General features: G+C 58.4%; 33 protein-coding genes. 25 read left to right on the forward strand and 8 right to left on the reverse strand.

Annotated features, from left to right (window positions below; all coding sequences use genetic code 11):
* Window positions 1-89 precede the first annotated feature (89 nt).
* Window positions 90-1,667: a sensor domain-containing diguanylate cyclase gene (locus KW837_RS04310; RefSeq protein WP_218394639.1), complete on the forward strand. Its 1,578-nt coding sequence runs from the start codon at window positions 90-92 to the stop codon at window positions 1,665-1,667.
* A gap of 15 nt (window positions 1,668-1,682) precedes the next feature.
* Here the strand turns inward: KW837_RS04310 and KW837_RS04315 are convergent, their stop codons facing one another.
* A complete protein-coding gene (locus KW837_RS04315; protein WP_052966899.1) occupies window positions 1,683-2,069 on the reverse strand; it encodes a DUF2784 domain-containing protein in 387 nt (128 codons plus the stop codon).
* A 136-nt stretch (window positions 2,070-2,205) separates the two neighbouring features.
* Here KW837_RS04315 and KW837_RS04320 point away from each other — a divergent pair, with 136 nt between their 5' ends.
* The 6 genes from KW837_RS04320 (at window position 2,206) to KW837_RS04345 (ending at window position 6,202) form a co-directional block, all read left to right on the forward strand.
* Window positions 2,206-2,904 carry an AzlC family ABC transporter permease gene (locus tag KW837_RS04320; protein ID WP_218394640.1) on the forward strand — a complete coding sequence of 233 codons (699 nt, stop codon included), beginning with the start codon at window positions 2,206-2,208 and terminating at the stop codon, window positions 2,902-2,904.
* Window positions 2,904-3,215 (forward strand): AzlD domain-containing protein, encoded by a 312-nt coding sequence (locus KW837_RS04325; protein WP_162830927.1) that lies wholly within the window; start codon window positions 2,904-2,906, stop codon window positions 3,213-3,215. Before KW837_RS04320 ends, KW837_RS04325 begins: the two co-directional genes overlap by 1 nt.
* A 67-nt stretch (window positions 3,216-3,282) precedes the next feature.
* Window positions 3,283-3,441, forward strand: coding sequence for a hypothetical protein (locus tag KW837_RS04330; RefSeq protein ID WP_008075203.1), 159 nt, complete (start codon window positions 3,283-3,285; stop codon window positions 3,439-3,441).
* 247 nt (window positions 3,442-3,688) lie between these two features.
* Window positions 3,689-4,636: an ABC transporter substrate-binding protein gene (locus KW837_RS04335; protein ID WP_218394641.1), complete on the forward strand. Its 948-nt coding sequence runs from the start codon at window positions 3,689-3,691 to the stop codon at window positions 4,634-4,636.
* Between the two features lie 169 nt (window positions 4,637-4,805).
* Entirely contained in the window at window positions 4,806-5,705 is a 900-nt protein-coding gene (locus KW837_RS04340; RefSeq protein WP_218394642.1) for a polysaccharide deacetylase family protein, read from the forward strand.
* A 245-nt stretch (window positions 5,706-5,950) separates the two neighbouring features.
* Window positions 5,951-6,202 carry a DUF1652 domain-containing protein gene (locus KW837_RS04345; RefSeq protein WP_218394643.1) on the forward strand — a complete coding sequence of 84 codons (252 nt, stop codon included), beginning with the start codon at window positions 5,951-5,953 and terminating at the stop codon, window positions 6,200-6,202.
* On the opposite strand, the gene KW837_RS04350 is transcribed toward KW837_RS04345, so the two are convergent.
* Window positions 6,192-7,094 (reverse strand): LysR family transcriptional regulator, encoded by a 903-nt coding sequence (locus KW837_RS04350; RefSeq protein WP_123494209.1) that lies wholly within the window; start codon window positions 7,092-7,094, stop codon window positions 6,192-6,194. The two genes, KW837_RS04345 and KW837_RS04350, sit on opposite strands and share 11 nt — an antisense overlap.
* 127 nt (window positions 7,095-7,221) lie before the next feature.
* On the opposite strand from KW837_RS04350, the gene KW837_RS04355 reads away from it, so the two are divergent.
* The 8 genes from KW837_RS04355 to KW837_RS04390 all read left to right on the forward strand — a co-directional run bounded on the left by KW837_RS04355 (window position 7,222) and on the right by KW837_RS04390 (window position 14,900).
* The gene (locus KW837_RS04355; RefSeq protein WP_218394644.1) at window positions 7,222-8,382 is read left to right on the forward strand and encodes a muconate cycloisomerase family protein; all 1,161 of its coding nucleotides are present in this window, start codon (window positions 7,222-7,224) and stop codon (window positions 8,380-8,382) included.
* Between the two features lie 10 nt (window positions 8,383-8,392).
* The gene (gene catC, locus KW837_RS04360; RefSeq protein ID WP_007936026.1) at window positions 8,393-8,683 is read left to right on the forward strand and encodes a muconolactone Delta-isomerase; all 291 of its coding nucleotides are present in this window, start codon (window positions 8,393-8,395) and stop codon (window positions 8,681-8,683) included.
* Between the two features lie 51 nt (window positions 8,684-8,734).
* Window positions 8,735-9,664, forward strand: coding sequence for a catechol 1,2-dioxygenase (gene catA, locus KW837_RS04365; RefSeq protein WP_007895548.1), 930 nt, complete (start codon window positions 8,735-8,737; stop codon window positions 9,662-9,664).
* Window positions 9,665-9,843: 179 nt separating this feature from the next.
* Window positions 9,844-10,803 (forward strand): AraC family transcriptional regulator, encoded by a 960-nt coding sequence (locus KW837_RS04370; protein WP_305729656.1) that lies wholly within the window; start codon window positions 9,844-9,846, stop codon window positions 10,801-10,803.
* A 329-nt stretch (window positions 10,804-11,132) separates the two neighbouring features.
* Window positions 11,133-12,497 (forward strand): benzoate 1,2-dioxygenase large subunit, encoded by a 1,365-nt coding sequence (gene benA / locus KW837_RS04375; RefSeq protein WP_218394645.1) that lies wholly within the window; start codon window positions 11,133-11,135, stop codon window positions 12,495-12,497.
* Window positions 12,494-12,982, forward strand: coding sequence for a benzoate 1,2-dioxygenase small subunit (benB, locus tag KW837_RS04380; RefSeq protein WP_007895555.1), 489 nt, complete (start codon window positions 12,494-12,496; stop codon window positions 12,980-12,982). Before benA ends, benB begins: the two co-directional genes overlap by 4 nt.
* Before the next feature lie 9 nt (window positions 12,983-12,991).
* Entirely contained in the window at window positions 12,992-14,005 is a 1,014-nt protein-coding gene (gene benC, locus KW837_RS04385; protein WP_008012365.1) for a benzoate 1,2-dioxygenase electron transfer component BenC, read from the forward strand.
* A 121-nt stretch (window positions 14,006-14,126) separates the two neighbouring features.
* Complete coding sequence (locus KW837_RS04390; RefSeq protein ID WP_008072152.1) at window positions 14,127-14,900, forward strand: 1,6-dihydroxycyclohexa-2,4-diene-1-carboxylate dehydrogenase; 774 nt, start codon at window positions 14,127-14,129, stop codon at window positions 14,898-14,900.
* A gap of 43 nt (window positions 14,901-14,943) precedes the next feature.
* Here the strand turns inward: KW837_RS04390 and KW837_RS04395 are convergent, their stop codons facing one another.
* Window positions 14,944-15,306 (reverse strand): NUDIX hydrolase, encoded by a 363-nt coding sequence (locus KW837_RS04395; RefSeq protein ID WP_218394646.1) that lies wholly within the window; start codon window positions 15,304-15,306, stop codon window positions 14,944-14,946.
* Window positions 15,307-15,528: 222 nt separating this feature from the next.
* Here KW837_RS04395 and KW837_RS04400 point away from each other — a divergent pair, with 222 nt between their 5' ends.
* Complete coding sequence (locus tag KW837_RS04400; RefSeq protein ID WP_007895567.1) at window positions 15,529-15,732, forward strand: SPOR domain-containing protein; 204 nt, start codon at window positions 15,529-15,531, stop codon at window positions 15,730-15,732.
* Between the two features lie 153 nt (window positions 15,733-15,885).
* On the opposite strand, the gene osmE is transcribed toward KW837_RS04400, so the two are convergent.
* Complete coding sequence (osmE, locus tag KW837_RS04405) at window positions 15,886-16,248, reverse strand: osmotically-inducible lipoprotein OsmE (protein WP_218394647.1); 363 nt, start codon at window positions 16,246-16,248, stop codon at window positions 15,886-15,888.
* A gap of 11 nt (window positions 16,249-16,259) precedes the next feature.
* Entirely contained in the window at window positions 16,260-16,499 is a 240-nt protein-coding gene (locus KW837_RS04410; RefSeq protein WP_192342811.1) for a hypothetical protein, read from the reverse strand.
* Window positions 16,500-16,590: 91 nt separating this feature from the next.
* On the opposite strand from KW837_RS04410, the gene KW837_RS04415 reads away from it, so the two are divergent.
* The 4 genes from KW837_RS04415 to KW837_RS04430 all read left to right on the forward strand — a co-directional run bounded on the left by KW837_RS04415 (window position 16,591) and on the right by KW837_RS04430 (window position 18,884).
* Window positions 16,591-17,817, forward strand: coding sequence for an RtcB family protein (locus KW837_RS04415; protein ID WP_218394648.1), 1,227 nt, complete (start codon window positions 16,591-16,593; stop codon window positions 17,815-17,817).
* Between the two features lie 103 nt (window positions 17,818-17,920).
* Window positions 17,921-18,157: a hypothetical protein gene (locus tag KW837_RS04420; protein WP_123494225.1), complete on the forward strand. Its 237-nt coding sequence runs from the start codon at window positions 17,921-17,923 to the stop codon at window positions 18,155-18,157.
* 75 nt (window positions 18,158-18,232) lie between these two features.
* A complete protein-coding gene (locus KW837_RS04425) occupies window positions 18,233-18,568 on the forward strand; it encodes a hypothetical protein (RefSeq protein ID WP_008074995.1) in 336 nt (111 codons plus the stop codon).
* An 85-nt stretch (window positions 18,569-18,653) separates the two neighbouring features.
* Window positions 18,654-18,884 carry a hypothetical protein gene (locus KW837_RS04430; protein WP_123494227.1) on the forward strand — a complete coding sequence of 77 codons (231 nt, stop codon included), beginning with the start codon at window positions 18,654-18,656 and terminating at the stop codon, window positions 18,882-18,884.
* Between the two features lie 263 nt (window positions 18,885-19,147).
* On the opposite strand, the gene KW837_RS04435 is transcribed toward KW837_RS04430, so the two are convergent.
* Entirely contained in the window at window positions 19,148-19,342 is a 195-nt protein-coding gene (locus KW837_RS04435; RefSeq protein WP_123494229.1) for a hypothetical protein, read from the reverse strand.
* Window positions 19,343-19,530: 188 nt separating this feature from the next.
* Between KW837_RS04435 and KW837_RS04440 the strand changes: the two genes are divergently transcribed.
* The 3 genes from KW837_RS04440 (at window position 19,531) to KW837_RS04450 (ending at window position 20,576) form a co-directional block, all read left to right on the forward strand.
* On the forward strand, window positions 19,531-19,725 hold the full coding sequence (locus KW837_RS04440) for a hypothetical protein (RefSeq protein ID WP_063340250.1): 195 nt from the start codon (window positions 19,531-19,533) through the stop codon (window positions 19,723-19,725).
* Window positions 19,726-19,845: 120 nt separating this feature from the next.
* A complete protein-coding gene (locus KW837_RS04445; protein ID WP_218394649.1) occupies window positions 19,846-20,151 on the forward strand; it encodes a hypothetical protein in 306 nt (101 codons plus the stop codon).
* A 170-nt stretch (window positions 20,152-20,321) separates the two neighbouring features.
* Window positions 20,322-20,576 (forward strand): hypothetical protein, encoded by a 255-nt coding sequence (locus tag KW837_RS04450; RefSeq protein ID WP_123494233.1) that lies wholly within the window; start codon window positions 20,322-20,324, stop codon window positions 20,574-20,576.
* Between the two features lie 195 nt (window positions 20,577-20,771).
* On the opposite strand, the gene KW837_RS04455 is transcribed toward KW837_RS04450, so the two are convergent.
* Window positions 20,772-21,188, reverse strand: a complete 417-nt coding sequence (locus KW837_RS04455) for a CBS domain-containing protein (protein ID WP_218394650.1) — start codon at window positions 21,186-21,188, stop codon at window positions 20,772-20,774.
* Between the two features lie 141 nt (window positions 21,189-21,329).
* A complete protein-coding gene (locus KW837_RS04460; RefSeq protein ID WP_218394651.1) occupies window positions 21,330-22,004 on the reverse strand; it encodes an SOS response-associated peptidase family protein in 675 nt (224 codons plus the stop codon).
* 217 nt (window positions 22,005-22,221) lie between these two features.
* On the opposite strand from KW837_RS04460, the gene KW837_RS04465 reads away from it, so the two are divergent.
* Window positions 22,222-22,665, forward strand: a complete 444-nt coding sequence (locus tag KW837_RS04465) for a CopD family copper resistance protein (protein WP_038982768.1) — start codon at window positions 22,222-22,224, stop codon at window positions 22,663-22,665.
* A gap of 117 nt (window positions 22,666-22,782) precedes the next feature.
* Complete coding sequence (locus KW837_RS04470) at window positions 22,783-24,129, forward strand: coproporphyrinogen III oxidase (RefSeq protein ID WP_218394652.1); 1,347 nt, start codon at window positions 22,783-22,785, stop codon at window positions 24,127-24,129.
* The last annotated feature ends 19 nt before the right edge of the window (window positions 24,130-24,148 follow it).

The following is a 24,148-nucleotide window of genomic DNA, read 5'->3' on the forward strand; positions in this document are numbered from 1 at the left end:
CATAGTGGTCTGAGCGCCAGCCACGGCTGGCTGGCGCTAAAAGGGCGAACGGGAAAATTCGCCATGTCATAAGGGATTAAGGGAGCGTCATGGGGCATCCGTCCGTCAAAGATCGTATCGAAAGCACCCGACTCGCCACGCCTTGGTTACCCGGGCAGGTTGAGTCGAGACTCAAGGTTCGATACGCAGTCTCCCTGCTCGTTGCGGTGTGCCTGTCCATGACGGCCATTGTGATCGGTGAAGGCTGGAATGCGCGCCAGTACCACTTGCGCGGCAGCGAAGTGGAGATGTCCAACCTGGCGCAAACCCTGGCCTCGCAGGCGCAGGCATCGATCAAGCAGGCCGACACGCTGCTGTTTTCCTTGGTGGATCGCCTCGAAATCGACGGCATGGAACCGGCGAAAATGCCCAGACTGCAACGTTTGCTCCACGCCCAGCGCAGTGAGCTGGCGCAGATCCATGGGTTATTCGTATTCGACGAAGAAGGACGCTGGCTCGCCAACGCCATTAACGTCATACCGCCCAATGCCAATAATTCCGACCGTGAATATTTCATCTACCACCGTGATCATCCCGACCGCGGTCCTCATATCGGTCCGGCGATAAAAAGTCGCTCGACCGGTGAGTGGATCATGACCGTGTCACGCCGGATCAATCACGCCGATGGCCGGTTTGCCGGCGTGGTGGTGGCTTCGATCTATCTCAACCATTTCCTGGACCTGTACAACAGCATCGACCTGGGCACTAACGGGGTGGTCAATTTGATCGCCGACGACGCCACCATCGTCGTTCGCCGCCCGTTCAAGGAAACCGATATCGGCACCAGCGTCGCCAAGGGGCCGCTGTTTACCCAACTGTTGCCCAAGGGCGATTCCGGTACGGCAATCGTCAGATCCTACGTGGACGGGGTGGAGCGGGTGGTGGGGTTTCGGCGGGTGGAGGGTTATCCGCTCATCGTTTTTGCCGCGCTCGACAAAAAAGAAGTCCTGGCCAGCTGGGTGCAGGAGTCAATGCTCAGTGCGGGGATCGTCTCATTGCTGCTGGGGTTTGTGAGCGTTCTCGGCTATCGCCTGATCCGCGTCATGAAGCAGCAGAATAATATTCAGAACGAATTGCTGGAGGCTCAGGAAAAACTCATTGAGGTCAACCATAGCCTCAAGTTGCTGGCTCTGGAGGATGCACTGACCGGCCTTTCCAACCGGCGTCAATTCGACCTGTTCATCCTGGCGGAAATGGGCCGTGCCAGGCGTACCCACACCAGCCTTGCGTTGCTGATGATCGATGTCGATCATTTCAAGAGTTTCAATGATCACTACGGTCATTTGGCAGGCGATGAGTGTTTGCGCAAGATCAGCACCATCATCACCGACAACATCCAGCGCCCCGGCGATCTTGCTGCCCGATTCGGTGGTGAGGAGTTTACGGTGGTGCTGCCCGGCACCGATTATGTGGGGGCGTTTCTGGTGGCGGAAAAGATCCGTCGCGCGGTTCAGCAAATCGACATCAAGCATAGCGGCAGCCCCGAAGGCCTCGTCACGGTCAGCCTGGGGGTCTGTGCCTACAACCAGACGGCGCAGAGCCAGCCCGAAGATTTGATCGGCGCCGCAGACAAAGCGCTGTATGTGGCCAAGGCCAGTGGTCGGAACATGAGCGTCATTGCCAACTGAACTCAACCAGAGCGGTTATTGCCCTGAATGAGTCGGATGTCGCAGCTTCCATAAGCGGATCAGCCGCAGGTAGATCAGCACGTTGATCGCCAGCACCACGCTGCCCAACCCTAGCTGAATCGTGGGGGTCAGCCCGGCCGGATAAATAATCGGCCACACGTAATGTTCAATAAAACCGCCGCCATAACCGGTTTGCCCGGCCGCGTGGCGCATGAGGTTTTCCCAATCGGTCAGTGGGCACGTCAGGTGGAAAACTTCCACGATCACGCCCCACGCGGCGGCGGGCAAGTGCCACCAGGCCAGGTGGTGCCATTTGAGCACCAGCAGCCCGCCGAACAGCACGAACAGAATGAACAACAAGTGAGACAGGACCAGCCCGTCGGCGGCGATTCGGTAAAGCATGTCGATTCCCTGACGCGTTATGTGAATCGCTCCATGGTACTCGCGCCGGATAATCGCCAAAAGTGCGCAAGATAGTTCAAGCCATGGGCCGTGACTGCTGGCACAGTCTGGAGTCTTTCCCTGGTTGTAGAGCGTTATGTCGAACTCACTCATGCCGCGCAGTGCATTCCTTCGCGGTGCCGCGGCCATCATGCCGTTGTCCCTGGCGACCGCGCCTTGGGGGTTGCTGGCCGGTTCCATGGCCATCGAAGCCAACCTCACACCGCTGCAAGGCCAAGGGCTGTCGAGCATCGTGTTTGCCGGCGCGGCTCAATTGGTTGCCATCGGCATGCTCAAGGGCGGTGCCGGGGTCTTTTCGATTCTGTTGACCACGCTGTTGCTGACCTCCCAGCACTTGCTTTACGGGATGAGCATGCGTTCGGTGATTTCCCCGTTGCCGGGTCGCTGGCGTGTGGGGCTGGGCTTTTTGCTCACCGACGAGTTGTTCGCCCTGACCAGTCAGCATGACAAACAGCAGTTCAATCGTTGGTATGCCCTGGGTGTGGGCCTGACGTTTTACATCGCGTGGAACCTCTTCACCCTGGCGGGCATTGTGCTGGGCAGCAGCATTCCGGGCCTTGAACACCTGGGGCTGGACTTTTCCATCGCGGCGACCTTTATCGCCTTGATCACGCCAGTGGTGCGCAATGTTCCGACGGTGGTCTGCGTGGCGGTCTCACTGTTCTGTTCGGTGCTGTTCAGCTATTGGCAATGGGGCTCGGCCCTGGTGTTGTCGGGGTTGGCGGGCATGACCGCAGGCTTTATCTGCAACAAACTCTATGTGGGGCGCGCATGATGGTCTGGGCTGTGATTATCGGGATGGGCCTGCTGGTGTTCCTGAACCGCTACGTATTTCTCGAGCCTCGGCTGCCGGTGCGCTTGAGCAGCAATGCCCGGCAGTTCCTCGGTTTCGCGGTGCCGGGCATGCTCACGGCGATCTGCGGGCCGATCGTGTTCATGCCCGACAAGCAGTTGAACCTGCAGTGGGACAACCCGTACCTGATCAGTTCGCTGGTGGCCGTGGGCCTGGTGCTTTACACCCGCAACACCTTGCTCAGCATGTTGTTGAGCATGGGTTTCTTCTTTTTGCTGCGGTGGTGGCTCTGAGTCGTCCCCGGAGAAACTGTTCTACGCTTAAGGAAGATGACTGATCCCTTGAGGAATGGAGGTGGACATGGCCACTGAACCAAAGCGTCCGGACCCGGATGAGGACATCGATGAGCCGACGGAGGAAGAGCTCGAGCGGCAGAGGCGTTCGACGCCTGACTGGAAGCATCCCGACGACGGTAAAGAACTGTCGGACCGCGACCAGGAGCGCCCGCTGAAGCCCTGACAGATCTGCACCTGCCAAAAGCCCCGCCATAGATAGCGGGGCTTTTTAGTTTCCAATGCCTGTGCAACCACAAATAAGACAATGTGCCGCCGCAGACAGAGAAATGTACCGGGAAATGCAGTCTGTTGAGCCACTGTTACTGGGTAAACACTCACTGTTCCCGGTCATGAGCTTATGCATAAATAGAATTTAAATTATCCATGTAAGAGCGTTATGGTCTATAAAAATAGCCCTCCAGGAGCCCCTGATGAACCTGTCCCGATACTTGCGCGGTCTGTTGGGCTGCGCGCTGTTTGCCGCGCCTTTGAGCTACGGTGCCGAGCCCGTGGTGTTGCACGTCGGCGATCAGAACTACTACAACATTCGCGCCTCGGTGGAGGCTTCAGGTGTGCTGCAAGGAGCGCCCTATACTGTTGACTGGAAGCACTTCCAGGCCGCTGCGCCGCTGGCCGAAGCGCTGAATACCGGCGCGTTGGACCTGGGTTTTCTCGGTGATTCGGGGTTTCTGTCTCTGGCCGCCAAACAGGCACCGGTCAAGCTGATCGGCGTGTCGCGGCAGAACCCGGACACCATCGCCTTGTTGGTGCCCAAGGACTCGCCGGTCAAAACCATCGCCGATCTAAAGGGCAAGAAAGTCGCTTACTGGCCCGGCGCCTGGAGCCAGCAGCTGACCCTTCGCGCCCTGGAACAAGCCGATTTGCCGGACAACTACGTCGACTTCATCAAACTGATGCCAATCGACGCCGCTGCCGCGTTACCCCAAGGCAGCATCGACGCGTTTCCGGTCTGGGAACCCTACATTTCCCAGCAGATTCTGTTCTCCGGCGCCCGGCCGATTCTTACTGCCAAAAACCTGATGCCCGGCCTGAGCGCCATCGCCGCTTCGACGCCTTCGATCGACAGTAAACGCGAAGCCATTGCCGACTTCCTGGTGCGCCTGAAAAAGGCCCGGGCCTGGGTCGACACCCACACTGACGAGTACGCCGATCTCTGGGCGAAAAAGGCCAACCTTGATCAGAACGTGTCACGCCATTGGCTGCGCCAGGCGCACATGACTGTCGGCCCGGTGGATCAGCAGGCCGCGGCGGATCTGCAAAGCACCGCGGACTTCCTGTTCAAGGTCAAGGCATTGCCGGCGGCCTTGGCGACGGCACCGATCATCGACAGCTCGTTCCAACAGGCGCTGGCGCAATAACCGAAAATCGCAGGCATAACGCGAGTCCGGGAGCGGGCGCCGGAACCAAACACTGTGTACCCTTATCCAACCTCGGCTTGCAGCGATTTGCGGGCCGGTCGAGGGATGAATGGGCGAGGGGTTTTTGCCATTAAACGTGATGACCGCAAGGTCTGGTCCAAGGCAAAACATGAAGCAGCTGGTCAAGGTTTTCTCCGCGTTCGCCATCGCAGTCGGCTTGCTGGGCTGCATTGCCGCGCCCATTGAAATGACGCCGCAGACGCAACAGGGTCTGCGCGCGCAAGCGCCGATCCGCTTTCTGCTGACCTTCGACGACGGGCCGAGCGCGTCGGGTTTTTACAACCCGACCATCACCGTGCTCGACAGCCTCGCGCGCAATCCGCTGCAACCCGACATTAAAGCGGTGTTCTTCGTGCAGACCCGTGACTCACGCGCCGGCGGCAGTGAAGCGGGTCGACAGATCATGCGTCGCGAACACGCCGAAGGTCACCTGCTGGGCTTCCACACCGCCACGCGCCGACACACCAACCATCGTTCTCTGGACCCGGAAGAGCTGGAGCAGTCGCTCACGGATGGCAGCGCAGACATCACCGCGATCAGCAAAACCACGCCGACCCTGGTGCGTCCGCCATTCTGGAACTACGACAAGCGCACCTTTGCGGCCTATCAACAACATGGCATGCACGTATTGTTGACCGACCTGAGCGCCAATGACGGCAAGATCTGGGGCTTCAACGCCAGCCCCCGTCGGCGGGCCAATATGCTGCGGCAACTGTCCGAAGTCCGCGAGCGCATTGCCCTCGGCGAGTTGCCGACGGTGGACGGAGTGATTCCGGTGGTAGTGACCTTTCACGACCTGAATCGCTACACCGCCCGGCATACCCGGGAATACCTGCAAATCCTCCTCGACAGTGCCAGTGCAGCCGGTCTGGTCACGGCGAAGAAAGCGTTTTACGACGATACGGCAGCGCTGCAACGGGCGGCCATGGCGCGTACTGTCCGTGACAGTTCAGAAGCGGTTGAGTTGCCAGGCATCTGGAACTGGTTATGGGGCGCAGATACCCACTGATCGATGTCGGGCGATTAACTGGGTAGCAGCTGTCGAGCCTGCGAGGCTGCGTTCGGCTGCGCAGCAGTCGTCAAACCAGAACTTGCGGTGTATCAGGCAAACCGCGTTAGCTGGATTCGCGACTGCTGCGCAGCCGAACGCAGCCTCGCAGGCTCGGCAGCTGCTACAGAACTCGCTGGCGAGTTGCGCAAGTTGATCTACGCTGAGTGGATCCAATCGGAAAACCGTCCCCGAGGGCGCTCGCCATGATTCCAGTTCCCCAGCTTTGCAGCATTGTGGAGTCCGGTTTCAAACCGTTGTCTTGCGAATGCACCGTGAATCGCGATGAAACATTGCGGATCAAGGTCTTCGATCACAGCACCGGTCGGATTGAGCTGTTGATTACCGGCGTATCGCCCGACGAGTTGACCAGTGTCCGCGATGTTTCCAACCTGATCGGCGAACTTCGCACCGAAATGCGCGCCGGGCGCCGAGCATTGGCCGGGGTCATGGCCTGATTGACGAACCTTCGCGCGGCAGCAGTTCATCGATCATCTGCAAACAATGATTCAACCCCGGCGATACATCGCCCACGCGCCTGCTGAGGATGATCGGCGAGGTCGCGTTGTCTTCCAGCACCGGGGTGAAGCCAATGTCGTCGCGGTGCAGCAACTGCACTGAGGCCGGCACCAACGTCACCCCGATTCCCGCGCCCACCAGACCGATCGCTGTTTGCAGCTCATTGGTCCATTGCGCCACGTTGATATGCACGCCATAGGATTCGAATAACGCGATCACGTGGTCGGCGTAGCTGGGCCGCGGGTTGCCGGGGTAGAGCACGAAGGGTTCTTTTGCCAGGTCACGAAGGCTGATCGGTCCGGCCAGTAATGGATGGCCGGCGGGCAGGGCGGCGACCAGCCGGTCTTCAGTCAAAACAGTCTGGATGATCGCCGGGTCGTCGATGCGGATTCGCCCGAAACCAATGTCGATGCGCCCGGCCTTGAGCGCCTGCACCTGTTGCAACGTGGTCATTTCCGAGAGCCCCAACTCCAGCGCCAGTGGCTCGCCGCTGCGCAGTCGGCGAATCAGTTCCGGCAGCACGCCATAGAGTGTCGATGGCGCAAAGCCGATGCCCAGCCAGGTCTTTTCGCCCAGCCCGATCCGTCGTGTGTTGTCGCACACCTTGCCCAGTTGTTCGAGCAGGGCGGTGGAATGTTCGTGGAAAAACCGTCCGGCGTCGGTCAGCTTCAGCGGTCGGCCGCGCTCCAGCAGCAGCACCCCGAGTTCGTCTTCCAGCTGCTGGATCTGCCGGCTCAGCGGCGGTTGGGCGATGTGCAGCAGTTCGGCGGCGCGGGTGAAGTTGAGGGTTTGAGCCAACACCTGAAAATACCGCAGGTGACGCAGTTCCATGAGGCCTCCGGACGTCGATCTGTTAAATACCTTTAAGGTATCGAGCCAGACCAATTCTATATTGGCCGCCCGGAAAAAGCCGTACGAGAATCCGTTCCAGAACTTTAAGAACCTGACGGGTATCGACATGCGTGCAACTGCCATTGAATCGATCGAGACGATCATCGTCGATCTGCCGACCATCCGCCCGCACAAGCTGGCGATGCACACCATGCAGAACCAGACCTTGGTGATCATCCGTGTGCGCTGTGCCGACGGTATTGAAGGGATTGGTGAATCGACCACCATTGGCGGTCTGGCCTATGGCAACGAAAGCCCGGACAGCATCAAGACCAATATCGATACACACTTCGCGCCATTGCTGCTCGGCCAGGACAGCGGCAATGTGAATGCCGCAATGTTGCGCCTGGAGCGCAGCATTCGAGGCAACACCTTCGCCAAGTCAGGTATCGAAAGCGCCTTGCTTGACGCCCAGGGCAAGCGCCTCGGCCTGCCGGTCAGCGAACTGCTGGGCGGTCGCGTTCGTGATGCGCTGCCGGTGGCCTGGACCCTGGCCAGTGGCGACACCGCCAAGGACATTGCCGAAGCGGAGCAAATGCTCGACCTGCGCCGCCATCGGATCTTCAAGCTGAAAATCGGCGCAGGCGAGGTCAACCGCGACCTGGCCCACGTCATTGCGATCAAAAAGGCGCTGGGCGATCGCGCCAGCGTGCGGGTCGATGTCAATCAGGCCTGGGACGAAGCGGTTGCCCTGCGGGCGTGCCGGATCCTCGGAAGCAACGGAATCGACCTGATCGAACAACCGATCTCGCGCAATAACCGCGCCGGTATGGTGCGCCTGAATACCGTGAGCCCGGCGCCGATCATGGCCGATGAATCCATCGAATGCGTGGAAGATGCCTTCAACCTGGCGCGGGAGGGCGCGGCTTCGGTATTCGCCCTGAAAATCGCCAAGAACGGCGGCCCACGTGCCGTGTTGCGAACCGCCGCGATTGCCGAGGCGGCCGGTATTGGCCTGTACGGCGGCACCATGCTCGAAGGCGGTATCGGCACGCTGGCCTCGGCCCATGCCTTCGTCACGCTGAACACACTGGGCTGGGACACCGAGCTGTTCGGCCCGCTGCTGCTTACCGAAGACATTCTCAGCGAGCCATTGGTCTACCGTGATTTCCAACTGCACGTCCCGCAAACACCGGGGCTGGGCCTTGTTCTGGATGAAGAGCGCCTGGCGTTTTTCCGTCGGGACAAAGTATCCAGGACCATATCCACTGCCGTTCATCAAGCCTGAGGAGGGCATCATGCTGTTTCACGTAAAAATGACTGTGAATTTACCGGTCGACATGAACCCGGAACGCGCCGCTCAGCTCAAGGCCGACGAAAAGGCCCTGGCCCAGCGCCTGCAAGAGCAAGGCAAGTGGCGTCATCTATGGCGCATCGCCGGGCTCTATGCCAATTACAGCGTGTTCGATGTCGACAGCGTTCAGGAACTGCATGACCTGCTGATGCAATTGCCGCTGTACCCGTACATGGCCATCGAGGTCAACGCGCTGTGCCGGCATCCTTCTTCCATTCGCGAGGATGACCGCTGAACCCAGCCTGTTCAGTTCGCTACGCTAATAATTACAAGATGAGGAACCACCATGAACGTCAAGATTTCCCACACTGCCAGTGCCCAGAAGTTTCTCGAAGACGCCAGCGGTCTGCATAACGAAGCCGGCGACCCGCGGGTCAAAGCGCTGATTTACCGGATCCTGCGGGATTCGGTGAACATCATCGAAGACCTGGCCGTGACCCCGGAAGAGTTCTGGAAAGCCGTCAACTACCTCAACGTGCTGGGTGCGCGTCAAGAGGCCGGGTTGGTGGTGGCCGGGCTCGGTCTGGAGCATTACCTTGACCTGCTGATGGACGCCGAAGACGAGCAGGCCGGCAAGGCCGGCGGCACACCGCGGACCATCGAAGGGCCGCTGTATGTGGCGGGTGCGCCACTGTCGGAAGGTGAAGCGCGGCTGGACGATGGCGTCGATCCGGGTGTGGTGCTGTTCATGCAAGGCCAAGTGCGCAACACCGCCGGCGAACCGTTGGCCGGCGCGGTGGTGGATGTCTGGCACGCCAACACCGGCGGCACTTATTCGTACTTCGATACCACTCAATCGGAATTCAACCTGCGTCGTCGTATCGTCACCGATGCCGAGGGCCGGTACCGTTTTCGCAGCATCGTGCCGTCGGGCTACGGCTGCCCGCCGGACGGGCCGACCCAGCAATTGCTCGATCAACTGGGCCGTCATGGCCAGCGGCCGGCGCACATTCACTTCTTCATCTCCGCGCCGGATCATCGTCACCTGACCACCCAGATCAACCTCGACGGCGATCAGTACCTGCATGACGATTTCGCCTATGCCACCCGTGATGAGTTGATTGCCAAGATCACCTTTAGCGACGATCCGCAGCGAGCGGCGGCCCACGGTGTGAGCGGGCGCTTTGCCGAAATCGATTTTGACTTCACCCTGCAGTCGTCTGCCCAGCCTGAGGAGCAGCAACGCCACGAACGGGTTCGCGCGCTCGAGGACTGATACTCTCGACCAGCCGAACCGGGCCATGAGATGACCGATCGTTTATCTCGTGGCCTTGTGGGAGCGGGCTTGCTCGCGAAGAGGCCGGAGCATCCTGCATCTCAGTCTACTGACACACCGTTACAACCACTGCCCTGGAATGGCCTGACGCAACCGATAACAACAATGAGAGTGAACCGATGATGCAAGCGCAATTGTTGAGTCATCGCAGCAGAGTCTTCGACCATGCCGACCCCTACGCGGTGTCGGGCTACGTCAATCAGCATGTCGGCAATCATTGCCTCCGGATGCCCAGGGCCGGCCGGCCGCTGGCCAGCCTCGATCATCGAAAATTCGCCAGCCTCGACCTGTGCCGCATCAGTTACGGCGCCAGCGTGCGGGTTATGTCCCATGCGCTGGACAGCATCTATCACTTGCAAGTGTTGCTGCGCGGCAACTGCCTGTGGCGCGGCCATGGTCAGGAACATTACTTCGCTCCCGGCGAGTTGCTGCTGATCAACCCTGACGATCCAGTGGATCTGACCTATTCCAGTGATTGCGAAAAATTCATCCTGAAAGTCCCCACCCGGCTGCTGGAGTCGGTGTGCGAAGAGCAGCGCTGGCGGTACCCGGGGCAGGGCGTGCGGTTCCTGGAGAACCGTTATCAGCTCAATGAGCTGGAAGGTTTCGTCGGTCTGCTGGCGATGATTTGCCAGGAGGCGGAAGCCACCGAGCAGATTCCCCGGGTGCAGGAGCACTATGCGCAAATCGTGGTCAGCAAAATGCTTGGCCTGATGAAGACCAACGTCATGCGCACCGATCCCGGCTCACCCTCGGCCACGTTCGAGGCGCTGGTCGATTACATCGCGTGCAACCTCAAGCAGGACATCGACAGCGAAGAACTGGCGCGCCAGGCACGGATGAGCCTGCGTTCGCTGTATGGGTTGTTCGAGCGTAACGCGGGGGACACGCCGAAAAACTACATCCGGCAGAAAAAGCTCGAACGCATTCACGCCAACCTGAGCGACCCGACCTGCAACGTGCGCAACGTCACGGAAGTGGCCATGGATTACGGCTTTCTGCACCTGGGCCGGTTCTCCGACAGCTATCGCAAACAGTTCGGCGAATTGCCATCGGACACCCTCAAACGCCGTCATTGACCTGACCTGTAGGAGCCAGGCTTGCCGGCGAAGGCGCCCTTGAAGACGCTTTCGCCGGCAAGCCTGGCTCCTACAAAAAATCACTCTGCACAAAACGGATTTGATCGTTCCCACGCTCCCGCGTGGGAATGCCTCAACGGACGCTCCGCGTCCGCTTTTGGGACGCAGAGCGTCCCGCGCTGCATTCCCACGCAGAGCGTGGGAACGATCGGGCATCAGCACTAACGGATTGCAGTAAACGGATACAGGTCTGCACCCCGCGGATAGTCCGCCCCATCCTCTCGTCCTAGCATGGCCCTGCCTGAATAAAAACAATGGAGGCGGCGGCCATGACCCTGCGACCCGAATACCTTCACTCCCTGCTTGAAGAAGACCCTGAGCAGGGCATCTATCGCTGCAAGCGCGAGATGTTCACCGATCCGCGGCTGTTCGACCTCGAGATGGAACACATCTTTGAAGGCAACTGGCTGTACCTCGCCCATGAAAGCCAGATCCCCAACAACAACGATTTCTACACCACCACCATGGGGCGTCAGTCGATCTTCATCGCGCGCAACAAGGACGGTGAACTGAACGCCTTTATCAATGCGTGCAGCCACCGTGGCGCGATGCTCTGCCGGCACAAGACCGGCAACAAGAGTTCGTACACCTGCCCATTTCACGGCTGGACCTTCAACAATTCCGGCAAGCTGCTCAAGGTCAAGGACCCGGCGGCGGCTGGCTACCCGGCGAGCTTCAATTGCGAAGGCTCCCACGACCTGACCAAAGTCGCGCGTTTCGAATCCTATCGCGGCTTCCTGTTCGGCAGCCTCAAGGCCGATGTCGTGCCGCTGGTTGAGCATCTGGGCGAGTCGGCGAAGATCATCGACATGATCGTCGACCAGTCCGCTGATGGCCTGGAAGTGCTGCGCGGCTCCTCCAGCTACATCTACGAAGGCAACTGGAAACTCACCGCCGAAAACGGTGCCGACGGTTATCACGTCAGCTCGGTGCACTGGAACTACGCGGCGACCCAGAACCAGCGCAAGCAGCGCGAAGCCGGCGATTGCAATCCGACCATGAGCGCCGGCACCTGGGCCAAGCAGGGCGGCGGTTTCTATTCCTTCGACAAGGGCCACATGCTGCTCTGGACCCGTTGGTCCAACCCCGAGGACCGCCCGCTGTACGAGCGTCGCGACGAGTTGGCCCGGGATTTCGGCAAGGCTCGCGCCGACTGGATGATCGAGAACTCGCGCAACCTGTGCCTGTACCCGAACGTGTACCTGATGGACCAGTTCAGCTCGCAGATCCGCATCGCCCGGCCGATCTCGGTCAACCGCACCGAAATCACCATTTACTGCATCGCCCCCAAAGGCGAAAGCGACCACGCCCGTTCGAGCCGGATTCGTCAGTACGAGGATTTCTTCAACGTCAGTGGCATGGCGACCCCGGACGATCTGGAAGAGTTTCGCTCCTGTCAGACGGGTTACCAGGGCAGCGTCACCACGTGGAACGACATGTCCCGTGGCGCCGAACATTGGGTCGAAGGCGCTGATGACGCGGCCAAGGAAATCGACCTGCATCCGCTGCTCAGCGGCGTGCGTACCGAGGACGAAGGCCTGTTCGTGTTGCAACACAAGTATTGGCAGCAAACGATGCTCAAGGCGTTGGCCGCTGAACAGTCCGAACTGATTGCAGTGGAGGCCGTGCAATGACCATTACCTATGACGCGGTGCGCGATTTTCTCTACCGCGAAGCACGCTACCTCGACGACAAACAATGGGACGACTGGCTGGAGTTGTACGCGCCCGACGCGACATTCTGGATGCCGTCCTGGGACGACAACGACGAGCTGACTGAAGACCCGCAGCGGGAAATCTCGCTGATCTGGTACGGCAACCGCACCGGCCTGGAAGACCGCATCTTCCGCATCAAGACCGAGCGTTCCAGTGCCAGCGTGCCGGACACCCGCACCTCGCACAACCTCAGCAATATCGAGCTGCTCGAACAGGCCGACGGGCTGTGCAAGGTGCGCTTCAACTGGCACACCCTGAGCTTTCGCTACAAGACCGTCGACAGCTATTTCGGCAGCAGTTTCTACACCCTGGATGTACGCGGTGAGAACCCGTTGATCAAGGCCAAGAAAGTGATCCTGAAGAACGACTACGTTCGCCAGGTCATCGATGTCTACCACCTCTGAGGCGGCGTCATGACTCATTCCATTGCATTCAATTTCGAAGACGGCGTCACCCGATTCATCGACGCCAACGCCGGCGAAACCGTGGCCGATGCCGCGTATCGCCAGGGCATCAATATTCCACTGGACTGCCGCGACGGCGCTTGCGGAACCTGCAAGTGCTTCGCCGAGGCTGGCCGCTATGATTTGGGCGAGGACTACATCGAAGACGCCCTCAGCGCCGACGAAGCGCAACAGGGTTTTGTCCTGACCTGCCAGATGCGGGCGCAGAGCGATTGCGTGGTGCGGGTGCCGGTTTCATCGGATGTCTGCCGCACCCGTCAGGCCAGTTACGACGCAACCATCAGCGCCGTGCGTCAGTTGTCCGACAGCACCATCGCGCTGTCGATCAAGGGCGAAGCCCTGAGCAAGCTGGCGTTCCTGCCGGGGCAGTATGTGAACCTCGGGGTGCCCGGCAGTGAGCAGACCCGCGCTTACTCGTTCAGCTCGTTGCAGCGCGACGGCGAAGTCAGCTTTCTGATTCGCAACGTACCCGGCGGCTTGATGAGCAGTTTCCTCACCGGCATGGCCAAGGCCGGTGACAGCATGAGTCTGGCCGGACCGTTGGGCAGTTTCTATCTGCGCGACATCCGCCGTCCATTGTTGTTGCTGGCCGGTGGCACCGGCCTGGCGCCGTTCACCGCGATGCTGGAAAAAATCGCCGAACAGGGCAGCGAGCATCCACTGCATTTGATCTACGGCGTGACCAACGATTTCGACCTGGTGGAACTCGATCGACTCGAAGCCTTCGCCGCACGAATTGCGAACTTCAGCTTCAGTGCCTGCGTGGCCAATCCCGACAGCCGGCACCCGCTCAAGGGTTACGTGACCCAACACATCGAGCCACGGCATTTGAACGATGGCGACGTCGACGTCTACCTGTGCGGCCCGCCGCCGATGGTCGAAGCGGTCAGCCAGTTCATCCGCGAACAAGGCATTGCGCCTGCGAACTTCTACTACGAGAAATTTGCCGCCAGCGCGGCGTAAGTTCTGCAGTTGTAAATGTCTTGTAGGAGCCAGGCTTGCCGGCGAAGACGTCCTTGAGTGCGCCTTCGCCGGCAAGCCTGGCTCCTACGAAAAACGATTCATATGCCGGCATGAGGTGCCCATGAACAGATTCCACGAAAAAGTCGCGCTGATTACCGGTGCCGCCCAGGGCATCGGCCGGCGTGTGGCTGAACGCATGGCCGCCGAAGGTGCGCGACTGATTTTGGTCGACCGCTCCGATCTGGTGTTCGAACTCCAGAAGGAATTGGGGCAGAGCAGCCAGGTACTAGCCCTGACCGCCGACCTTGAGCAGTACAGCGAATGCAGTCGCGTTATGCGCACCGCTGTCGAACGCTTTGATCGCCTCGATGTGCTGGTCAATAACGTCGGCGGCACGATCTGGACCAAGCCTTTCGAGCACTATGAAGAGCAGCAGATCGAAGCCGAAGTGCGCCGTTCGTTGTTCCCGACGCTGTGGTGTTGCCATGCCGCGCTGCCGTTCATGCTCGAACAAGGCAGCGGTGCCATCGTCAACGTCTCGTCCATTGCCACCCGCAGCGTCAATCGCGTGCCATACGGTGCGGCGAAGGGCGGGGTCAATGCGCTGACCGCTTGCCTGGCGTTCGAAACGGCCGGTCGTGGCGTGCGGGTCAACGCGACCGCCCCCGGTGGCACCGAGGCACCACCGCGACTGATCCCACGCAACACCGCGCAACAGAGCGCTCAGGAAAAGCTTTGGTATCAGCAGATTGTCGACCAGACCCTCGACAGCAGTTTGATGAAGCGCTACGGCACGCTGGATGAGCAGGCGAGCGCTATCCTGTTTCTGGCCAGCGACGAAGCCTCCTACATCACCGGCATGGTCATGCCGGTCGGTGGCGGCGATCTGGGCTGAAAAGCTTTCAGATGGCCTCGGCTAAAGCCTGAATACCTGCGACCTACAAGCGACGCTGAAACGCTTTGACGATTCTGAGCGCGGCGTCGCTTATTTTCAGATTGTGGACGGCCTCCAGCGGATACCAGATGCAGTCGAAGATTTCATTCTGTGGACGAGCCGCCGCCAGATTTACGACCGACGCTTCGTACACATGGTGCCGGGTGCTGGTCGTTTCCCATTCCATCAAGTACAGCATGTCATCGACCTCAAGCCCTGTTTCCTCGTAGAGCTCTCGCATGGCCGCGCCCGCAGCGGTTTCGCCAGGCTCGACTTTTCCGCCGGGCAAGGTCCAGGGAGACTTGGGCTTGCGCACCAGGAGGATATGTCGATCCTGTTCGCAAATGACCGTGGCACGTACTTTCATGGGTTACCCGACTGCTAGCTGTCATAAAACAGCCATAAAAATGCAATATTCGGACCGAAGTCCGCAGAAGTATCTGTTTGAAGGGTTGGAGTCGACAGGTTCGCTGAAAGTGCGATTGGAGTGCCGGAATACCGACGCGACGTCTGGTTGGCACTTCAGTGAAGGTCGGGTGTAAGGTAATTGAGTCGATCCAGGACTATCACTGCCGAAATGGAGGTGACTATGAGCGTTCCGATGCTGACAAAAATGCACATGAACGGCTATGACGTACTCAGCGTGAACAACGGCCCCTGGCGGGTATGCACCAAAGGTGACCGGCTTGGAGCCTTTGGCAGCAGAGAGGAAGCATTGGCTTATGCGGCTTCGCTTCCTGCCTACAGAGCGCGGTCGGGTAAAGCGTCGCGTAGCCACAAATCAGACAAATAGTGCGTTGTAGCAGCTGCCGAGCCTGCGAGGCTGCGTTCGGCTGCGAAGCAGTCGTGATTTCAGGCGGCGCGGTGTTTCAGTATGACCTTGTATGCAAGTTTACGACTGCTTCGCAGCCGAACGCAGCCTCGCAGGCTCGGCAGCTGCTACAGGTCAGTAGCCGCCGCCACCCATCCCGCCTGTGGAAGGGGAATATTCTCTGGCTTTTTGTTGGGCACGACTCCATTGCGCACAGGTCATGAAGCTTTTGTGGTCGACCTTGCCCAGCTTGTCGAAACTGACGTTGTACGGCTGCTGATGGCCGGCCTGGGTCAGCTTGTAGTCAAAGCAGGTACCAGGTTCCACCGTGCGCTTGGTGATCGATAAAGGCTGGCCGCCAATCTGCTGGACTTGTTCCTTGCTCATGCCAGTCTCGACCTTGGCGACCAGCGGTTGGTCTCGATAAACGTGTGATTCCGTGTTGCAGCCACCTGACGCCGCCAGCACGGCGATCAGCGCGCATAGACGCTTGTTCATGGCAGCGCTCTCTAGTGGGCTTTCGTTCGAGTGATGGATTTTGCCTTTACTTCTTCAGCATAGCCCGCCAGTCGCTCTTCATCGCCCTGGAACAACGCGCACAGCCTTAGTGTTGCCTCTGCGTCCACATCATTGCCGGCCAGGCGCAACTGCTCTGCGATGCGCAAAAGCTCTACCGCAGACCACCTCAGGTCCGAGGCTACACCTTGCAGGTCGCGCCGAAGTTGCTGTTCATATTCGTTAAGCCACATGATGACCTCCTGCAATTCCCCGCTACGAAATAGTAATCCTATTTACCTGTCTGGAGCGTTATGTTCGTCTGATCGCAAGAGAGTCGAAATCATGCAAAAACCTGTCTACCAATTGCTGGAAGTCGCCAACGGCAAGCCGATCAAACTCTGGGTCGAGGGAGTGCCGGTTGAAAGCGAAGCCCGGCAGCAATTGATCAATATCGCGAAGATGCCATTTATCTTCAGGCACCTGGCGGTGATGCCGGACGTGCATCTGGGCAAAGGGTCCACCATCGGCAGCGTGATCCCCACTGTGGGCGCGATCATTCCGGCGGCCGTGGGAGTGGACATCGGCTGCGGCATGATTGCCGCGCGCACTTCACTGACCGCCGACGACTTGCCAGACAACCTGCACGGCCTGCGTAGTGCCATCGAAAAAGCCGTGCCACATGGCCGCACGTTGAGCCGTGGCCGCCGTGATGAAGGCGCCTGGAACCACGTTCCACACCAGGCCGATCAAGCCTGGGCGGCGCTTAGCCCACGGTTCAAGGCGATCACCGACAAATACCCGAAACTCGCCAGCACCAACAACCGTCAGCACCTGGGCACCCTCGGTACCGGTAATCACTTCATCGAGGTCTGCCTGGATGAAGCCAACCGCGTCTGGTTCATGCTGCACAGCGGTTCTCGCGGCGTTGGCAATGCTATCGGGACTTTGTTCATTCAATTGGCTCAAGCGGACATGCGCCAGCACATCGCCAATCTGCCGGACCGCGATCTGGCCTATTTCAAGGAGGGCAGCCGGCACTTCGATGACTACGTCGAAGCGGTGGGCTGGGCTCAGGACTTCGCTCGGCAGAACCGGGCATTGATGATGCAGGCGGTGATTCAGGCAGCGCGGCAAGTGATCCGCAAACCTTTCGAGGTCGCGTTGGAGGCTGTGAACTGCCACCACAATTACGTGCAGAAAGAGCGGCACTTCGGTGAAGACGTCCTGGTCACCCGCAAGGGCGCGGTGTCGGCGAAGAAGGGCGAACTGGGGATTATTCCCGGCTCCATGGGCGCCAAAAGCTTCATCGTTCGCGGGCTTGGCAACGAGCAATCATTCTGCTCCTGCAGCCATGGTGCTGGTCGGACCATGAGCCGCACCAAAGCCAAAAATACCTTCACTGTCGCGGACCAGATTCGCGCGACCGCTCATGTGGAGTGCCGCAAGGATGCGGCGGTCATCGATGAGATTCCGATGGCCTACAAGGACATCGATAAAGTCATGTACGCACAGCGTGATTTGGTGGAAGTGCTGCACACTTTGCGACAGGTGGTCTGCGTGAAGGGATAGTGATGGAAGGTGCTTCCATTGGTCGGGAACATTAACGTGAGATAACAGCTCTGCTGTCGTATTGAGGTAGTGATTTATTCGCTGGGGCGAGGCTATCTCGAAAATGACGACTACCGATGATTTCAAACACCATGCACATGAGCTGATCGTTGACCTGGATGCGGCCACCACGGAAATGATGAAACTGATCTCGGCCCATCAGATGAGCGGTCCGGAATGGGAGCGGGTCATGAAATGGCAGCATGAAGCGTACGAGCGATGGATGACGTACCTCAATGCGAGATCGTATCCCGAGTCCGGCTCGGGGGCCGAGCCGGGGCAGGGCGAAGCCCCTGTATAGAGAGCGTCGGGTGTCCGCTGGATGTCTGCACAAGTACAGGCTACATTTCCCGTTTTTCAGGATAGGGAAGCGTTTATGCGCATGTTGATAGCGGGAATAGCGGTGGCTGTGTTGGCGGGCTGTTCATTACCCGCATCCGTGGTGCCCGGCGAGCCCAATATCAGCAAATACAGCGATAAGGCGCCCAAGGAATATGCCGCGTGTGTATTGCCGTTATGGCGTCAGGACATTCCGGGATCGACGCAATCGCCGATTTCCAATGGCTACCGGATCACCGCGCCCAGTGTCATTACAGCTGACGAAATTCTGGTTATCGTGAAATCGAAGGATGGCAGCCGGGTATCGCTTTACCAAGGGCCTCCGTGGGCCAAGTCAGGGGCGCTGCGCCAGGCTGTCCGGGATTGTTTGTAACGCCCGCAGCTGCCGTATGTCGGAACTGAGGAACGGTCATTCCTGAATCAACTTCCAAGAGCTGACAGTCCCAGGGAGTTTGGCTATGAATGATGATCGGAAAAAGGCAGCCCTCGATGCCTGGTACCGGCTCTTGAGAGAACCGGAGGCCGGGATGGATTGTGAAGAACACTACGACAAACTGCTGAAGGCGGCGGATGAAATGGAAGGGGCCGGGCTCATCAACAACGCCGAATGGCGTGAGCTGGTGCGCGATGCAAGGGGAGCTTTTTCCGCTGCAAGCGATGGTGTCGGGAGCGGAACAGTCAGTAGATGACTTAAAAATAGTGTGGATATTTAATGAGTTAGGAGATTTAGTAACTGGATGGTGAGTCAGAATATCTTGTTACAAGTCCCGCGATTGGGTAATATTGCCTCGCGTTCACCACCACGGTTTATGCATTTTTAAAGCCCAGGCGTCCATCAGCTGCCTGGGCTTTTTTTTGTCTGGAATTTGGAATGGCTTATGAGCGCGCTGCCGGCAGAGAGCCAGCAGCGTCGATGATGAGCATGATGGACAAACGTTATTGATGCCTGTCGTTACCCGACTGGATCAGCCTTGCGCCGATCGCTGCCGGATGGATTGCCAGTGTCAAGAAGCCTTCTTTCCACCAGGACATTTTGCAGGGCCTGGCGTGCCGAAGGGCTTAGCTGATGTTCTCTCTCCTTGAGTTCGAGCAAGATGGGGTTGGACCATCCACGATAGGTTTGCTCGGAAATTCGAGTAGATGTCATCTATCTCTCCTTTGATGAGTCGCCCGACAAGACAGTGGGCGAAGTCCTGTGCGCTAAAAATCCTAGTTGAGGAAACGACTTGTCGCCAGTGAGCGGATGGCAATGAAGTGCCGGTCATCCTTCGCGACGCGGGTAGTCCACGATTCGGGAGTAAACTTAAAAGGCTACCTCATCAAAAGGAGCCGCATATGATCGCCGATCAAATGAACAGACAGGAGTCGGAGCAAGGCGCTGTTTGGGATCAATACTTCTGTGCCGCGTTGATTGCCGAAAGCCATCTGACGGCACCGGTGGTAGGAGAAGCCACCCACGAAGACAGGCAGAATCTGTTAATCCAAAGGGCCAAAGCACTCGCCGATAAGATGCTGGAAAACAGAAGATAACCGCAGCCCAGCCATTGCGCTGGGCTCTTCGCTTTTTGATGCTTTTATCTTTCTGCGAAGTGAACGCTCCTTGGTCGCGGATCGTCTACAGTTGGTAGTTCATGGATACGGAGATCGAACATGAAGTGCCTAATTTGTCAGGCTGCCTCTAATACTGTTCATGCCGCTGAAGACTGGTCAGAAATCAAATGCCCGGCCGGATGTGGACGCTACAAGGTCTCTGCGAACCTAGTGGAGAAAATGAAATTCAAGAACGAGTTCTTTGACATCGAACGCACAAGACGATGGCTTGAGATGTCACGCATCGATGAGCCGGTGCCGTTGATATCCACCTATGACTACCACGTTTCCTTATTGCATCGCGACACCGAGGTGAGGTCGGTCATCGCGCCGATTCGCTCCAGGCAGCCGCTGACTTCGGATTAGGTGCTGGCTGTAACACCGTCAGCGCGGGCATTTGCTCGATCTATCGGACGAGAGGTCGATGAGGAACAAGTTTCAGAAGAGCATCCCCGCTATTTGTCACTCTCCCTATCCAGGTTGTCAGCGTTGATGGCGGGCTGAAGCGGCTATGGCTGAATGATCAGGAGGTGGCTATGAACTGTCCGCTTTGTGGAAATACTTATGCGCTGGAAGATTCTTCGTACGGGAGTGGCTTGCGCATTCATTGCGAGCCGTGCGGTGGTTTCTATCGAATTTCAACAACCCTGAGCGGCTTGGCCGAGGGAAAGATCTATGACACCGAGCGCGCTCGAGCCCGCCTGAAAAAGAAGCGTGAAACCGACGAATTGGAAGATCAAGAGCCGGCGCTAGGCGCGGAGGACGAAGACCTGCTCGTCGAGCCAAATTGATGTGTCGTGCAATAAGCATGCGACCCAGCGAACGACGCACCGGGTGTGGGACGGTTATCTCTGCGAGACGGTTGCGGTGGATGTGTGCACAAGGACTCGCCTGACCATGAAGACGGGTTTCGAACAGGATTCCAGGCCAGGCGAGCGTGCCAGATCCATGCGAGTTTTAATCCTGATGAACGCTTAGCGGCCCGGTTAATGATGAGCCTGTGCCACTCCGCGCAAAACCGTCGCAGCGGCGGATTGAGATCGAGTGCTGGCAATGTTTCCCAACGATACGACGCCCACCAGACGCTTGTCCCGGTTAAGCACGGGCAGACGGCGCAGTTGCACGTCCGCCATGTTTTTAGCCACATGCTCGATGTCTTCATCCTCAAAGCAATAGCGGATGCCGCCAGTCATTACTTTACTGATAGGGGTTTTGCCGGGGAGTCCTTCGGCTACGGCCCTAATGGCTATATCCCGGTCCGTGATCATGCCAATCAGACGCTCTTGCTCCTCAACCATGATGGCGCCGCTATCGATCCTGGCCATCATGTTCGCGGCCTCCTGGATCGTCTGGTTTGGCTTGGCTGTTAAAACATCTTTCGTCATGACTTCCGAAATCTTCATGAAAAGACTCCTTCAAAGTGATGCTTCGGTGATTAAGGGCTGCCAATTTATTCGACTTGGAGGGGAAGTGCGGGTTCAGATTGTTTTATCTCCGCTCGTCATGGTGGCGGATTGATTGGGGCGGGTCATGGTGCTCAGGCCCTAGATAGGCTCTATCAGTTCTGAGCCCTGGTTCCTCACATTGCCCACGGCCACGTCCACTTTGAACCATTCGAAGGCATCGCAAGGTTCGCGTTGCTGTAGGAGCTGTTCGGCACGTTCCTTGGGCGTGTAGGGATCAATCCATTCCCGGGCCAGTTCAGGATTGAGCGTCACAGGCCGCCGGTCGTGAATATCCACCATGCCGCCTTCACTGTCCGCAGTGATGATCACGAAGCCGTCATGCTCTTCCGGCTCCTTTTCGTACCTTGGATACTGACCAATGGCGGCGCACAGGATCGGCGCGTGATCCTTGCGACGGATCAGGTAAGGTTGTTTCTTCGGACCGCCCTCGTAAACCCATTCAAACCAGTTGTCGATGGCAATAATTGCCCGGTGCGGCCATATCTCCTTGAAGAATGGGTCGTGGGCGACTTTCTCAACCCGGGCGTTGATCGGTGTCGCGTGATCCCTGGCCCAATGCGGTCGCCAGCCCCAACGAACCCTGTCGGCGTGCAACATGCCGCTTTCCTCGTGGAACAGGGCGAGCTGAGTCGACGGCGCGGCGTTGTAGAGCTCGAGCGGCTGGTCGCCAGCATTGTTGACCAGGGCGTTGGGCATACTCAGCGCCGCCACGAACTCGTGGATACCTCGATACTGCGAAAGTCGTCCGCACATGGCTGAGCCCTCATGCTGAAGCTTAAGCTTAGACAATAGTTTCAAGGTGAGCTTTGAGGCTGCCTAACCAGTAACGCCTTCAAAAAACAGGGTCATTTGCGACACGCGACCAGGCCACATCGGGGATTCGCGGGTTTCTTGATTGATGTCAATCGCCTGAGTCGACCTGCTCTGTATTCTCCGGAGAAACCGACAGCTGAATCGAGGGCGAAAAATCATGCTCTATCCGCTGTTTCTGACCTTTCATCTGTTTGCCGCCCTGATCTTTATCGGCACGGTGTTCTTCGAAGTCCTGTTCCTGGAAAGCATCCGCAAACAGTTGCCCGCCAAAGTGATGCTGCTGGTCGAGGAGGGTATTGGCCGCCGCGCCCGCACCCTGATGCCGTGGGTGCTGCTGGTACTGTTCGGTGCGGGGCTGGGCATGGTCTGGCTGCGCTATTTGCCCGTTCTTGCAACGCCAATGGCCTCATCGTTCAGCACCTTGTTGCTGTTGAAAATCATGGTCGCCGTGAGCGTGCTGCTGCATTTCCTGGCGGCGATGTTTCTGTTCAAAAGCGGCCGAATGAACGCTCGATACCTGCATTTCATCCATGGCAGTGTGTTCTGCCATATGGTCGTCATTGTGCTGCTGGCCAAGGGAATGTTTTACCTGACGTGGTGAGCGGCCTTGCCCCAAGGTCTGTTCTGCAAGCACTTGACTTGCGCTTGATACAAGTCAAGGAGCATTGATCGCCAATCCCGGACACTGTTGATCCGCAGCCAGTCTCGGAGACCTGTCATGCTCGATTTTTCTCACGCCCCCGGCGAGCTGATCGCTCGGTGCGATCAGGGCGTACTCGACCCCAACTGCCATGCCGACACGCAAAAGTTTCATGACGGCATCGGCTCTCTGGATTTGCTCCGTGCCTTGCGCGTCAGCCGCCAGAAACGACGCCCGATCGCCCTGAACGTGCAGCTGCCTTCCCGGCTCAAGCCATCCTTTTGTTCCCCGCGCGATGCCTCCTGCGAGCATGGCGACATCGAACAGTACCTCCAGCGCCTGGAACACGAGATCGACCTCGTCGGTTGTCACCTGAGTTCGGAGCAGCGGGTCGAACAATTTCATCTGGGCGGCGGAACACCCACCAGCGCTGATCTCGAGCGGCTGATGAGTCATCTGCGTGGCCGGTTCAACTTTCTCGAACATGAGTGCGGCGACTACAGCGTTGACGTCGACCTTCACCATACCGATTGGACGACCATGGGCGCGCTGCGCAACCAGGGATTCAATCATGTCAGCATTGGCATTCCGGATATCGACACCGACTGTGACATGTCGGTGGCCTGCTATCAGAATCCGGCCCCCATTCATTCACTGATCGATGCCGCCCGCACCTTTGGTTATCGATCGATCAATGTCGATCTGGGTTTTGGCCATGCCTGGCAAACGCCAGAAAGCTTCGCGCTGAAGCTGGCGGCGATCATTGAGCTGGAGCCGGACAGGCTGATGGTGTTCGACTATGCCCGACCACCACGCCGCTATCGGCCAAGGCTCGGCGACAAGGTCAGGGAACTGTGCAGCCAGGACGATAAAGGCGCGATGCGCCAGATCGCCTTCGAACAGTTGATCGCCGTGGGCTATCACTACATCGGTATGGGGCAGTTTGTGCGGCCCGACGATGATCTGGCGATCGCTCAGGAGCGCGGCCGGTTACGTCGCACGTGTGACGGTTTTACCCGTCACGGCTATTGCGACCATATCGGCTTCGGTTTGGGGGCTATCAGTCAGATCGACGATTTGTACACGCAGAACACCGACGCAATCGAGCGCTATCAGCAGCAACTGGACCGGGGCCAATTGCCGACGTCTCGTGGCTGGCGTTTCGAGGCGGGGGATCAGATACGGCACATGGTCATGGAGCGTCTGGCGTGTGATCAAGAGCTGGATATCCGCGCCATCGAGCGGCGCTATGGGCTGATTTTCCATCAGTATTTTTCATCTGTCTGGCCATTGCTGGAGCAATTGAGTCGTGAGGGGTTGATCGAATTGTCGGACCGTTTCATCAGCATTCTTCCCGCCGGCCGGCCGGAAGTGGATGCCATCTGCAACCTGTTTGAAAAGGATTCGGGCAGTGCAAGGCATTAACCCACCTGCGAGTTGATTG

This window comes from Pseudomonas sp. PDM24, assembly GCF_019218905.1.
Taxonomy (GTDB): Bacteria; Pseudomonadota; Gammaproteobacteria; order Pseudomonadales; family Pseudomonadaceae; genus Aquipseudomonas.

What these genes read in the sequence shown, in the direction of transcription:
- KW837_RS04400 (WP_007895567.1), top strand. Translation starts at nt 15,529, where the DNA reads ATGAGCGTTCCGATGCTGACAAAAATGCACATGAACGGCTATGACGTA.
- KW837_RS04315 (WP_052966899.1), bottom strand. Translation starts at nt 2,069, where the DNA reads ATGCTTTACCGAATCGCCGCCGACGGGCTGGTCCTGTCTCACTTGTTG.
- KW837_RS04370 (WP_305729656.1), top strand. Translation starts at nt 9,844, where the DNA reads ATGATGCAAGCGCAATTGTTGAGTCATCGCAGCAGAGTCTTCGACCAT.
- KW837_RS04320 (WP_218394640.1), top strand. Translation starts at nt 2,206, where the DNA reads ATGTCGAACTCACTCATGCCGCGCAGTGCATTCCTTCGCGGTGCCGCG.
- KW837_RS04415 (WP_218394648.1), top strand. Translation starts at nt 16,591, where the DNA reads ATGCAAAAACCTGTCTACCAATTGCTGGAAGTCGCCAACGGCAAGCCG.
- KW837_RS04350 (WP_123494209.1), bottom strand. Translation starts at nt 7,094, where the DNA reads ATGGAACTGCGTCACCTGCGGTATTTTCAGGTGTTGGCTCAAACCCTC.
- KW837_RS04325 (WP_162830927.1), top strand. Translation starts at nt 2,904, where the DNA reads ATGGTCTGGGCTGTGATTATCGGGATGGGCCTGCTGGTGTTCCTGAAC.
- catA (WP_007895548.1), top strand. Translation starts at nt 8,735, where the DNA reads ATGAACGTCAAGATTTCCCACACTGCCAGTGCCCAGAAGTTTCTCGAA.
- KW837_RS04355 (WP_218394644.1), top strand. Translation starts at nt 7,222, where the DNA reads ATGCGTGCAACTGCCATTGAATCGATCGAGACGATCATCGTCGATCTG.
- KW837_RS04470 (WP_218394652.1), top strand. Translation starts at nt 22,783, where the DNA reads ATGCTCGATTTTTCTCACGCCCCCGGCGAGCTGATCGCTCGGTGCGAT.
- KW837_RS04340 (WP_218394642.1), top strand. Translation starts at nt 4,806, where the DNA reads ATGAAGCAGCTGGTCAAGGTTTTCTCCGCGTTCGCCATCGCAGTCGGC.
- KW837_RS04445 (WP_218394649.1), top strand. Translation starts at nt 19,846, where the DNA reads ATGAAGTGCCTAATTTGTCAGGCTGCCTCTAATACTGTTCATGCCGCT.
- KW837_RS04390 (WP_008072152.1), top strand. Translation starts at nt 14,127, where the DNA reads ATGAACAGATTCCACGAAAAAGTCGCGCTGATTACCGGTGCCGCCCAG.
- KW837_RS04435 (WP_123494229.1), bottom strand. Translation starts at nt 19,342, where the DNA reads ATGACATCTACTCGAATTTCCGAGCAAACCTATCGTGGATGGTCCAAC.
- KW837_RS04450 (WP_123494233.1), top strand. Translation starts at nt 20,322, where the DNA reads ATGAACTGTCCGCTTTGTGGAAATACTTATGCGCTGGAAGATTCTTCG.
- benC (WP_008012365.1), top strand. Translation starts at nt 12,992, where the DNA reads ATGACTCATTCCATTGCATTCAATTTCGAAGACGGCGTCACCCGATTC.
- benB (WP_007895555.1), top strand. Translation starts at nt 12,494, where the DNA reads ATGACCATTACCTATGACGCGGTGCGCGATTTTCTCTACCGCGAAGCA.
- catC (WP_007936026.1), top strand. Translation starts at nt 8,393, where the DNA reads ATGCTGTTTCACGTAAAAATGACTGTGAATTTACCGGTCGACATGAAC.
- KW837_RS04345 (WP_218394643.1), top strand. Translation starts at nt 5,951, where the DNA reads ATGATTCCAGTTCCCCAGCTTTGCAGCATTGTGGAGTCCGGTTTCAAA.
- KW837_RS04440 (WP_063340250.1), top strand. Translation starts at nt 19,531, where the DNA reads ATGATCGCCGATCAAATGAACAGACAGGAGTCGGAGCAAGGCGCTGTT.
- KW837_RS04330 (WP_008075203.1), top strand. Translation starts at nt 3,283, where the DNA reads ATGGCCACTGAACCAAAGCGTCCGGACCCGGATGAGGACATCGATGAG.
- KW837_RS04455 (WP_218394650.1), bottom strand. Translation starts at nt 21,188, where the DNA reads ATGAAGATTTCGGAAGTCATGACGAAAGATGTTTTAACAGCCAAGCCA.
- benA (WP_218394645.1), top strand. Translation starts at nt 11,133, where the DNA reads ATGACCCTGCGACCCGAATACCTTCACTCCCTGCTTGAAGAAGACCCT.
- KW837_RS04460 (WP_218394651.1), bottom strand. Translation starts at nt 22,004, where the DNA reads ATGTGCGGACGACTTTCGCAGTATCGAGGTATCCACGAGTTCGTGGCG.
- osmE (WP_218394647.1), bottom strand. Translation starts at nt 16,248, where the DNA reads ATGAACAAGCGTCTATGCGCGCTGATCGCCGTGCTGGCGGCGTCAGGT.
- KW837_RS04465 (WP_038982768.1), top strand. Translation starts at nt 22,222, where the DNA reads ATGCTCTATCCGCTGTTTCTGACCTTTCATCTGTTTGCCGCCCTGATC.
- KW837_RS04310 (WP_218394639.1), top strand. Translation starts at nt 90, where the DNA reads ATGGGGCATCCGTCCGTCAAAGATCGTATCGAAAGCACCCGACTCGCC.
- KW837_RS04410 (WP_192342811.1), bottom strand. Translation starts at nt 16,499, where the DNA reads ATGTGGCTTAACGAATATGAACAGCAACTTCGGCGCGACCTGCAAGGT.
- KW837_RS04420 (WP_123494225.1), top strand. Translation starts at nt 17,921, where the DNA reads ATGACGACTACCGATGATTTCAAACACCATGCACATGAGCTGATCGTT.
- KW837_RS04430 (WP_123494227.1), top strand. Translation starts at nt 18,654, where the DNA reads ATGAATGATGATCGGAAAAAGGCAGCCCTCGATGCCTGGTACCGGCTC.
- KW837_RS04425 (WP_008074995.1), top strand. Translation starts at nt 18,233, where the DNA reads ATGCGCATGTTGATAGCGGGAATAGCGGTGGCTGTGTTGGCGGGCTGT.
- KW837_RS04335 (WP_218394641.1), top strand. Translation starts at nt 3,689, where the DNA reads ATGAACCTGTCCCGATACTTGCGCGGTCTGTTGGGCTGCGCGCTGTTT.
- KW837_RS04395 (WP_218394646.1), bottom strand. Translation starts at nt 15,306, where the DNA reads ATGAAAGTACGTGCCACGGTCATTTGCGAACAGGATCGACATATCCTC.